The sequence below is a fragment of the Mycobacterium sp. TY814 genome (assembly GCF_030755175.1).
Classification (GTDB): Bacteria; Actinomycetota; Actinomycetes; order Mycobacteriales; family Mycobacteriaceae; genus Mycobacterium.
Window position 1 is genome coordinate 1,403,269 of record NZ_JAUFRY010000001.1, and the last position, 10,973, is coordinate 1,414,241.

2 protein-coding genes are annotated in these 10,973 nt (G+C 77.2%); both read left to right on the forward strand.

Going from position 1 to position 10,973, the window contains the following annotated elements; genetic code table 11:
- Nucleotides 1-245: 245 nt before the first annotated feature.
- Nucleotides 246-10,430 (forward strand): PE family protein, encoded by a 10,185-nt coding sequence (locus QXH22_RS06200; RefSeq protein ID WP_306275180.1) that lies wholly within the window; start codon nt 246-248, stop codon nt 10,428-10,430.
- 159 nt (nt 10,431-10,589) lie between these two features.
- Nucleotides 10,590-10,967, forward strand: a complete 378-nt coding sequence (locus QXH22_RS06205; protein WP_306244362.1) for an NADH-quinone oxidoreductase subunit A — start codon at nt 10,590-10,592, stop codon at nt 10,965-10,967.
- The last annotated feature ends 6 nt before the right edge of the window (nt 10,968-10,973 follow it).

The following is a 10,973-nucleotide window of genomic DNA, read 5'->3' on the forward strand; positions in this document are numbered from 1 at the left end:
AGTAACAACAAGCGCTCCGCACGTCTGGCCGTCGCGCAGATCAATCGAATTTTCCGCGACCTCATCCCAGACAGCTTTCGACGAGCCGCGTAGGGACTAACGGCGCCGACCGAGGGACTTCTGGCCCTAACGACGATTCGGTGCCGCAACGAACCATCGGAGAACGTCATTCTCTCGATACCCCACCGGGTGTGGCAGTTGATGGCTAACGGGCAGCAGTGAATTCGGGCGCAGGGGGTTTGACGATGTCGATGGTCAGCGTTTCGCCGGAGGTGGTGTCGCAGGCGGCGTTGGATGTGGCGCGAATCGGGTCGGATGTCAGTGCGGGTAGTGCGGCGGCTGTGCTGCCGACGACGCAGGTAGTGGCGGCGGCCGGTGATGAGGTGTCGGCGGCGATTGCGGCGTTGTTCGGCACTCATGCCCGGGAGTATCAGGCGCTGGCTGCGCAGGCGGCGCGTTATCAGGACCAGTTCGTGGCGGTGTTGAGTTCGGCGGCGGCGGAGTATGCCGGGGCGGAAGTCAGTGCGGCGGCATGGCTGCAGGGTTCAGCGGCGGCAGTGGCGGCCTCGCCGGTGGCTGGGGTGTTTCAGCTGTTGGTGTACGGGCCCACCCACACGGTGAGTCAGTGGTGGATCAACAGTGTGTTCGGTCAGGTGCTGGACCCGATCCTTAACTTCCCCACCCAGTTGTTGTTGGGCCGGGATCTGATCGGTAACGGCGCCGCGGGTACGGCGGCCAACCCGACCGGGGGTGCCGGCGGGTTGTGGTTCGGCGATGGCGGGGCGGGTTACAGCCCGACCGGCAGCACCCCGCTGGCCGGTGGGGCCGGTGGGGCGGCCGGGTTGATCGGCACCGGCGGCGCCGGGGGTGCGGGGGTGGCCGGCGGGGCCGGGGGCACCGGCGGCGCCGGGGGCTGGTTGATGGGCAATGGCGGTGCCGGTGGGGCCGGGGGAACGGCGGTCACTCTGGGCGGGGTCGGGGGTATCGGCGGGGCCGGTGGTCAGGCGTATGTGTTCGGCGACGGCGGCCTCGGTGGGGTCGGTGGTGCGGGCCTGAGCGGCACGGCCGGGCATCACGGGGTCAACCCCGGTGACTGGGGCACCAACGGCGGCCCCGCCGGCAACGGTGGGATGGGCGGGGCCGGAGGCCGGGGCGGGGTCATCATCGGTGACGGTGGCTCCGGCGGCCTCGGTGGGGCCGGCGGTGCCGGTGGGGCCGGCGGCAGTGGCGTGACCGGCACGGCCGGGATCGCCGGGATCGACGCTGGGGCCGGCGGGACGGGCGGCTCGGGGGGGAACGGGGGCGCCGGCGGTGACGGGGCCATGGGTGGGGCCGGCGGGGCCGGCGGGTTGTTCGGTCAAACCGGGACGGCCGGCAACGGCGGGGCCGGCGGGGCCGGCGGGGCGGCCGGGCTGCCCGGCGATGGGGGCGCCGGAGCCGCCGGCACCGCCGGCTTCATCAACGGCGGGGCCGGCGGCAACGGCGGCAATCCGGGTGCGGCCGGAGGCGGCGGGCATGGTGGGGCGGCCGGCGGCGCGGGCGCGGTCGCCGGCGCCGCCGGCGGGTCCGGGCTGACGGTGCTCAGCGGCGGGTCCGGCGGCGCGGGTGGAGCCGGGTTCAGCGCGCTCACCCCGGGCGTCAACGGCGGCGCGGGCGGGGCCGGCGGTAATGGGGGTTCGGTCGGCAATGGCGGCGCTGGGGGCGCCGGCGGCAACGGCGCCGCCGGCGCTTCCGGCCCTGGCGGGCTCAACCCGGGTGACTCCGGCTCCCCCGGTATCGCCGGCGGAGCCGGCGGGCACGGCGGCGCCGGCGGTCTGGGCGGGGTCATCTCCGGTAACGGCGGCGCCGGCGGGGCCGGTGGAGTCGGCGGGGCCGGCGGCAACGGCGGCGACGGCCTCAGCGGGGCAGCCGGCATCGCCGGGGTCAACAACGGCGCCGGTCAAAGCGGCGGATCGGGCGGCAGCGGCGGTGCCGGCGGGGCCGGGGGCACCGGCGGCGACGGCGGCGCCGCCGCCCACGGCACCGCCGGGGTCAACGGTGACGGCGGCGCGGGCGGGCGCGGCGGCAACGCCGGCACCCCCGGCGACGGCGGCGCCGGCGCGGCCGGAGACTCCCTGTTCATCAACGGCGGGGCCGGCGGCAACGGCGGCAACGCCGGCGCTGTCGGGGCCAGTGGGACCGGCGGCAATGCGGGTGTCGGCGGCACCGGCGGCACCAAAGGCCTCGACGGCGGGACCGGAGCCGCGGTCACCGCCGGCGGCAACGGCGGCACCGGCGGAGCTGGATTCAACGCCACCACCGCCGGAACTGACGGGGGCGCGGGCGGGGCCGGTGGCAACGGCGGCTCAGTCGGCAACGGGGGGGCCGGCGGGGTCGGCGGCAACGGCGCCGCCGGCACCGCCGGCCCCAACGGGGTGTTGCCCGGCGACTCCGGCTCGCCCGGTATCGCCGGCGGGGCGGGCGGCCACGGCGGTGCCGGGGGCTCCGGCGGTGTGGTCTCCGGTAACGGCGGCGCCGGCGGCGCCGGCGGTAACGGTGCGGCCGGCGGCAACGGCGGCAACGGGCTTGCCGGGGCAGCCGGGATCGGCGGCGTCAACGCCGGCGCCGGGCAAAGCGGCGGATCGGGCGGCAACGGCGGAGCCGGCGGGACCGGGGGCACCGGCGGCGACGGCGGTACCGCCGCCCACGGCACCCTCGGCGCCAACGGCGATGGTGGCGCGGGCGGGCACGGCGGCAACGCCGGCACCCCCGGCGACGGCGGCAACGGCGCGCCCGGCGAGGCCCTGTTCATCGACGGCGGCGCCGGCGGCAACGGCGGTAACGCCGGCACCCTCGGCGCCGGCGGGACCGGCGGCAATGCCGGTGTCGGCGGCACCGGCGGCACCAAAGGCCTCGACGGTGGGGCCGGGGCCGCAGTCACCAGCGGCGGCAATGGCGGCACCGGCGGAGCCGGATTCAACGCCACCACCGCCGGATCCGACGGGGGCGCGGGCGGAGCCGGCGGTAACGGCGGCTCAGTCGGCAATGGCGGGGCTGGCGGGGCCGGCGGCAACGGCGCCGCCGGCACTCCCGGTCCCAACGGGATCCTGCCCGGCGACTCGGGCTCCCCCGGCATTGCCGGCGGGGCGGGTGGTCACGGTGGGGCCGGCGGGCAAGGCGGCTCGATCTCGGGCAACGGCGGGGCAGGCGGCAACGGCGGGGCCGGCGCAGCCGGCGGCAACGGCGGCAACGGGCTCACCGGCGCAGCCGGGATCGCCGGGGTCAACAACGGCGCAGGCCAGACTGGCGGCTCGGGCGGCAGCGGTGGCGCCGGCGGAGCGGGTGGCGCCGGCGGCGACGGCGGCGCCTCAGCCCACGGCATCGTCGGCACCAACGGCGACGGCGGCCAGGGCGGTACCGGCGGCAACGCCGGCACCCCCGGCGACGGTGGCAACGGCGCGGCCGGCGAGGCCCTGTTCGTCAACGGCGGCGCCGGCGGCAACGGCGGCAACCCCGGCGATGTCGGAGCCGCCGGCACCGGCGGCGCAGCCGGAATCGGCGGCACCGGCGGCACCAAAGGCCTCGACGGCGGGGCCGGGGCACCGGTCACCAGCGGCGGCAACGGCGGCGCGGGTGGGGCCGGGTTCAACGCCCTCACCCCCGGCGCCAACGGCGGCAACGGAGGCGCCGGCGGCAACGGTGGAACCGTCGGCAACGGCGGCGCCGGTGGCATAGGCGGCAACGGCGCCGCCGGCCAGGCCGGGAACAACGGAGTGCTGCCGGGTGAATCAGGTACTGGCGGCGGCACCGGTGGCACCGGCGGCAATGGCGGGGCCGGCGGGTCCGGCGGCTCCGTGTCCGGCAACGGCGGCGCAGGCGGCAAGGGCGGCTCCGGTGCGACCGGAGGCAATGGCGGCAACGGCGTGACCGGTGCCACCGGAGTGGCCGGATTCAACAATGGCGCGGGTGGCAACGGCGGCTCCGGTGGCAACGGCGGCTCCGGTGGCAACGGCGGGACCGGCGGCGACGGCGGCGCGTCCGCCCACGGCATCGTCGGCGCCAACGGCGACGGCGGAGCCGGCGCCAATGGCGGCAACGCCGGCACCCCCGGCGACGGCGGCAACGGCGCCGCGGGCAACGGCACCTTCATCAACGGCGGAACCGGCGGTAACGGCGGCAACCCGGGCGCCATCGGAGGCGGCGGCACCGGCGGCGCGGCCGGCATCGGCGGCACCGGCGGCGCCAAAGGCACCGACGGCACCGGCGGGGCCGCAGTCAATAGCGGCGGCAACGGCGGCACCGGCGCCGCCGGGTTCAACGCGACCATCCCCGGCGGCACCGGCGGAAACGGTGGTGCCGGCGGCAACGGCGGCACCGTCGGCAACGGCGGCGCCGGCGGGCTCGGCGGCAACGGCGCAGACGGCGGCCCCGGCACCGACGGCGGCAGCGGCGGAGCCGGCGGCAAGGGTGGCAACGCTGGCGGCGGGGGCACTGCCGGTGCCGGCGGCAGCGGCGGTAACGGCGGAGCCGGCGGCGCTGACCTGGGGACCGGCGGAACCGTCGCCCCGAAGGGCGGCAACGGAGGCGATGGCGGCAACGCGGGCCTGATCGGCAGCGACGGCGTTGCCGGCAATGGCGGTAGCGGCGGTGCCGGTAGCACCGGCAACAACGGCAATGCCGGCCTAGCCGGAGACGCCGGCGGTGCCGGCGGCCGCGGCGGTAGTGGCGGTAACGCCACCGGCAATCTCGGGGTCGGCGGTAACGCCGGCAGCGGTGGCCGCGGCGGCGCCGGTGGCGCCGGCGGTTCCGACATCGGGGCCGGCGCCCCCGCAGGTGGCAATGGCGGAAATGGCGGTGACGCCGGCACGGCCGGGTTCGGCTTCACAGCGGGCACCGGCGGCACCGGTGGTGCCGGCGGCGACGGCGGTGCTGGCGGCGCGGGATTGAACGGCGGCTTCTCGGGCTCCAGTAGCGGCACCGACGGCGGCGCCGGCGGGACCGGCGGCAGTGGGGGTAACGCCACCGGCGCCGGCAGCGTCGGCGGCAAGGCGGGTAACGGCGGTGCCGGCGGCAGCGGCGGCAACGGCGGGATCGACAAGTTGCCCGGCGGCGGCATGGCCCCGAGCGGCGGCAACGGCGGTAACGGTGGCGACGCCGGCGCGTTCGGCACCGGCGCGACTCTCGGCGGTGGCGGCAAAGGCGGACACGGCGGCAACGGCGGCACCGGAACGGCCGGCAACAACGGCGGCCCGGGCCTTTCCGGCGACGCCGGCGGCAAGGGCGGCACCGGCGGCAACGGCGGCAACGCCACCGGAACCGGCAGCGTCGGCGGCTACGCCGGAAACGGCGGAGCCGGCGGCAACGGTGGCGACGGCGGTACAGGTCTCGCAGGCGGCGCAGCGCCGGCCGGTGGCGCCGGCGGAATCGGCGGTAACGCCGGCAAGGGTGGTACCGGTGCCATCGGGGGCATCAGCGGCACCGGCGGCGCCGGCGGCAACGGCGGCACCGGCGGCACCGGCGCGACCGGCAACCCCGGCGGCGCAGGCTTCGACGGCGGCGTCGGCGGCAGCGGCGGCAGCGGCGGCTCGGGCCTGGACGGCGGCAACGCCGGCCACGGCGGCGCCGGAGGCATCGGCGGTAACGGCGGAGCCGATATCGGCTTCGGTGGTCAGAATGGCGGCACTGGCGGCCTCGGCGGCAATGGCGGCAACGGCGGCATCGGAGAGGGCTCCGCACGCAACGGCATTGCCGGCGCCGCGGGTAACGGAGGTACCGGCGGTAACGGCAGTAACGGGAACGCGGGCGTCCCCGGAGAGGCCGGCCACGCGGGCGGCAACGGTGGCAGCGGCGGCAAGGGCGGCGCCGCCGGCAGCGGCCGCGGCGTCGGCTTCGGCGGCCAGGGCGGCAACGGTGGTAACGGCGGCGACGGTGGCGCCGGCGGTGCTGACACCGGCACCGGCGGGGGCATCGCCCCGTCCGGTGGCGCCGGCGGAAACGGCGGCCATTCCGGCTATCCCGGTGCCGGCACTTTCAACCAGTTCACCGGCAATGGCGGTAACGGCGGCAACGGTGGCGCCGGCAGCACCGGCAATGCGGGCAGCGCTGGTCTCGCAGGTGACGCCGGTGGCGCCGGCGGTATCGGCGGCAACGGTGGTGCGACCTACATCGGCGGCATCGGCGGCAACGCCGGCAGCGGCGGCGCCGGCGGCAACGGCGGCAATGGCGGCACCGACATCGGCACCGGCGGAACCGTCGCCCCCGCCGGGGGCGCTGGCGGCAACGGCGGCGCGGCGGGTACCCCCGGTATCGGCGGCGATGGCAAGGGCATTGGAGCTACCGGCGGCAAGGGCGGCACCGGAGGTGCCGGCAGCAATGGCAACGCCGGACTCGGCGGCTTCGCCGGTGACACGGGCGGCCAGGGTGGTGCCGGTGGTGCCGGCGGAATCGCGACCGGGACCGGCAGTGTCGGCGGCCGGGCCGGAGACGGTGGCGCCGGCGGGAACGGCGGCAACGGCGGGGCAGACAAGAACCTCGGCGGAGGGATCGCCCCCAGCGGCGGCAACGGCGGCAACGGTGGAGACGCCGGCGCGGCCGGCCTAGGTGTGACCGCGGGCAGCGGCGGCACGGGTGGCGCGGGCGGCAACGGGGGCAACGGCACCGCGGGCAACAACGGCAACGTGGGCCTCGCCGGCGACACCGGCGGCGCCGGTGGTACCGGCGGGAGCGGTGGCAACGCCACCGGCCTCGGAAGCGTCGGCGGTAAGGCGGGCAGCGGCGGCCAAGGCGGCAATGGGGGCAACGGCGGCCTCGACGCCGGGACCGGCGCAACCGTCGCCCCGGCCGGCGGCAACGGCGGCAACGGCGGCAACGCCGGCTCCGTCGGCACCGGCGACATCGCCGGCAGCGGCGGCACTGGCGGCAACGGCGGCAGCGGAGGTACCGGACGCACCGGTAACACGGGCAACCCCGGTGTTGTCGGCGACACGGGTGGTCAAGGCGGCGCTGGCGGCAACGGCGGCACCGCCACGGGTGTCGGCAGTATCGGCGGAAACGGCGGCAGTGGCGGCACTGCCGGCAGTGGCGGCAACGGTGGCACCGACCTCGGTACCGGCGGGACCACGGCCCCGGCGGGCGGCGCCGGCGGAAACGGCGGCAATGGCGGCGCGGCCGGCGGTGGCGCGACCTGGGGCAATGGCGGCGCCGGCGGCAAGGCCGGCACTGGCGGGAACGGCAGCACCGGCTACGGCTGGACCAGCGGCATAACCACCGCAGGCGACAACGGCGGGGACGGCGGGGCCGGCGGTGTCGGCGGCAACGGCGGCAACTCCGGGTCGGGTGGCACCAACGGCGCCAGCGGCGCCGGCGGTAACGGCGGCAATGGCGGCAACGGCGGCGTCGGCGCCTACGCCGGTGGCCCGCCCGGAGCCGGCGGCAACGGCGGCAAGGGCGGCGCCGCAGGATCTGCCGGCACCGGCGGTACCTCGAGCCCCGTCGGTGGCGCGGGCGGCAATGGCGGCAACGGCGGCGTCGGCGGCAACGGCGCCAACAACTCCGCCTACTTCAGCGCCGTTGGCACACCAGGGGGCGCCGGCGGCAACGGCGGCGCGGGCGGTGCGGGCGGTGTGGGTGACCTCGTCGAAACCGGCGGCAACGGCGGCCAGGGCGGCGCCGGCGGCAGCGGCGCCAACATCACCGTGGCCTTCGGCGCCACGATCTCCGGCGGCGCCGGCGGTGCCGGCGGCAACGGCGGCGCTGGGGGCACCAGCACCGGCGGTCTCGCCTCCAACACCGGCGGGGCCGGCGGCATAGCGGGAGCCGGCGGCGCCGGCGGTATCGGCGACTCCGCCTCGACCGTCGCACCCGGTGCAGGCGGCAAGGGCGGGGCCGGCGGGCTCGGCGGAGCCGGCGGTTTTGCGAGCGGTACCGGGGCCATCGGCGGCCAAGGCGCCATGGGCGGTGCAGGCGGCGCCGGCGGCGGCGGCGGAAACGCTGCGCTGGGCAAAGGTTTCGTCGGAGCAATCGGTGGCCAGGGCGGCGCTGGTGGCGGTGGCGGTGATGGCGGTGGCACCGGCGCCGGCGGCACGAACGGTTCCGGCGGCCTCGGCGGCAACGGCGGCGCCGGCGGCAACGGGGGCGCGGGATCCAGCGCCGGAGGCACCAGCATGGCCGGAGCGGCAGGCGGCAACGGCGGAGCCGGCGGCGACGCCGGAGCCGGCGGCGCGGTGGGCGGCGGTGGTACCGGAGGGAGCGGCGGTGCCGCGGGCACCGGCGGGACCGGAGGCAACGGTGGCACCGGTGGTAACGCCGGCCCCACCGGCCCAGGCAGCACCGGCCTCGTCGGCGGTGCCGGCGGCACGGGCGGCAACGGCGGCGCGGGCGGCACCGGGACCGGCGGCAACGCCGGTAACGGCGGCGCGGGCGGCAACGGCGGCAACGGCGGCCTTGACACCGGCACGGGCGGCACCGTCGCGCCGACTGGCGGCGCCGGTGGCAATGGTGGCGATGCCGGCACCCCCGGCAGCGGCGCCGTCTCCGGCAAGGGAGGTACCGGCGGCAACGGCGGCAATGGCGGCGCCGGCGCCAATGGCAACAACGCCAACAGCGGCTTGGCCGGTGATGCCGGCGGCCAGGGTGGCGCCGGCGGCAACGGCGGCAAGGCCACCGGCACCGGCAGCGTCGGCGGTAACGCCGGTAATGGCGGTACCGGCGGCAACGGTGGACACGGCGGCTTCGACACCGGAACCGGTGGAAGCGTCGCCCCGGCCGGCGGTAATGGCGGCAACGGCGGGGACGCCGGCACGGCCGGAACCGGCGCCAAAGCAGGTGTGGGTGGCGTCGGCGGGACCGGCGGCAACGGCGGCGACGGCACCTCGTGCAACGTCGCTGCCCCCGGAAAGGTCGGCGACACCGGCGGCGCCGGCGGCAACGGTGGCAATGGCGGTACTGCCAATGGAGACGGCAGCATCGGCGGGAACGCCGGAAACGGCGGTATCGGCGGCGACGGCGGTATGGGCGGCCAGGACACCGGCTCCGGTGGAGCCGTCGCCCCGGCAGGTGGTGCCGGCGGCAATGGCGGTAACGCGGGATTACGCGGCATCGGTTACACCGTGGGCAACGGCGGGATTGGCGGCAGGGGCGGTGCCGGCGGCACCGGCAGCATGGGCAGTGCGGCCAGCCCGGGTCTCGTCGGTGACACCGGCGGCGCCGGTGGTGTCGGTGGCAGTGGCGGCAGCGCCCCAGGCGGCACCGGAGGCAACGGCGGTGCCGGCGGCTACGGCGGCTACGGCGGCCACGGCGGCATCGACACCGGAACGGGCGCACGAGTCGGCGGCATGGGCGGCACCGGCGGCAAGGGCGGCAACGGCGGCGCTGCCGGTTTCGGCGCCACCTGGGGCAACGGCGGCACCGGCGGCACGGGTGGCCAGGGCGGAGACGGCGGCAACGGCGTCACGTTGGGCATCACCCAAGGCGACCCCGGCGGCATGGGTGGCGCCGGCGGCGGCGGGGGCAACGGCGGCGCTTCCGGCAACGGCGGTACGAACGGTGCCAGCGGCGCGGGCGGCTACGGCGGCACGGGCGGCAACGGTTCCGACGCCACCAACGGCAACGGCGGCGCGGGCGGGCGCGGCGGCGCGGGCGGCAACGCCGGTGCCGCCGGCACCGGCGGCACCATCGCCAGCGCGGCCGGGGGCAGCGGCGGTCACGGCGGCAAAGGCGGCGCCGGCGGCGCCGCGGCCCCGCAGGGATTCTTCGCCGGCGCCGGCGGCGACGGCGGCAGCGGAGGCAACGGCGGCTCCGGCGACCTCGTCGAAACCGGCGGCACCGGCGGCGACGGCGGCAACGGCGGCACGGGCGGCACTCCACCGGTCGGATTGAGTCAACAAGGCGGCTTCGGCGGCAGAGGCGGCAATGGCGGCACCGGCGGCTTCGCCTTCGGCGGACTTGCCAGCAACCTCGGCGGCGCCGGCGGCAACGGCGGAACTGGCGGCGTCGGGGGCGGCGGTTCTGCCGGCACACTGACCGCCGCACCCGGCGACGCCGGTCTCGGTGGTGGCGGTGGCAGCGGCGGGACAGGCGGCCAGGCTCAGGGTCCCGGCGCCGTCGGTGGCAACGGCGGTAAAGGCGGTCACGGGGGCATGGGCGGTACCGGCGCTGATGCCTTCTTCGGCTCCGCGTTCAGCGGCGGCAAGGGCGGGTACGCAGGCGCCGGGGGCACGGGTGGCGCCGGCGGATCGACATCCGGCGGCAGCGGCACCGGCGGCACCGGTGGCGACGGCGGCGACGGCGGCGACGGCGGTTCGGGCGGCACCAGCGGCAGCGGAAACCCCGGTGACGCAGGCCTGCCCGGCGGATCCGGCAAAGCCGGCTCCGCCCCCACCGGCCAGATCGGCGGCAACGGCGGAGGTGCCGGTGCGCCGGGTGCCGGCGGCGCCGGTGGCGTCTATCCGTAGGCCGTCCGATAGGCGTATCGGTAGGGTGCGCGCGACCGGCGAGCCGTTCCTGGCTAGGCTGTGGGCAAGGTCATGTCGGGGTACCTCAGTCCGGTTTCGTCACACCTGGTCGCCGCGTGACCGCTGTCGACAGCCCAAACGACGGAAAACGTGGAGCAAGTGAACGTCTACATACCCATATTGGTGATGGCGGGCATTGCCGCGGCCTTCGCCATCGGTTCGGTCTTCCTCGCCAGCATCACCGGCCCGACCCGATACAACCGCTCGAAGCTCGAGGCCTACGAATGCGGGATCGAGCCCACCGAAACCGGGTTCAGCGGACCGCATGCCGCGAGCGGGCAGCGATTCCCGATCAAGTATTACCTGACCGCAATGTTGTTCATCGTCTTCGATATTGAAATTGTGTTCCTCTATCCGTGGGCGGTTAGCTTCGATTCGCTGGGGGCTTTCGCGCTCGTCGAGATGGTCATATTCATGCTCACGGTTTTCGTGGCCTACGCATATGTGTGGCGCCGCGGCGGCCTGACGTGGGATTGAGGTAGG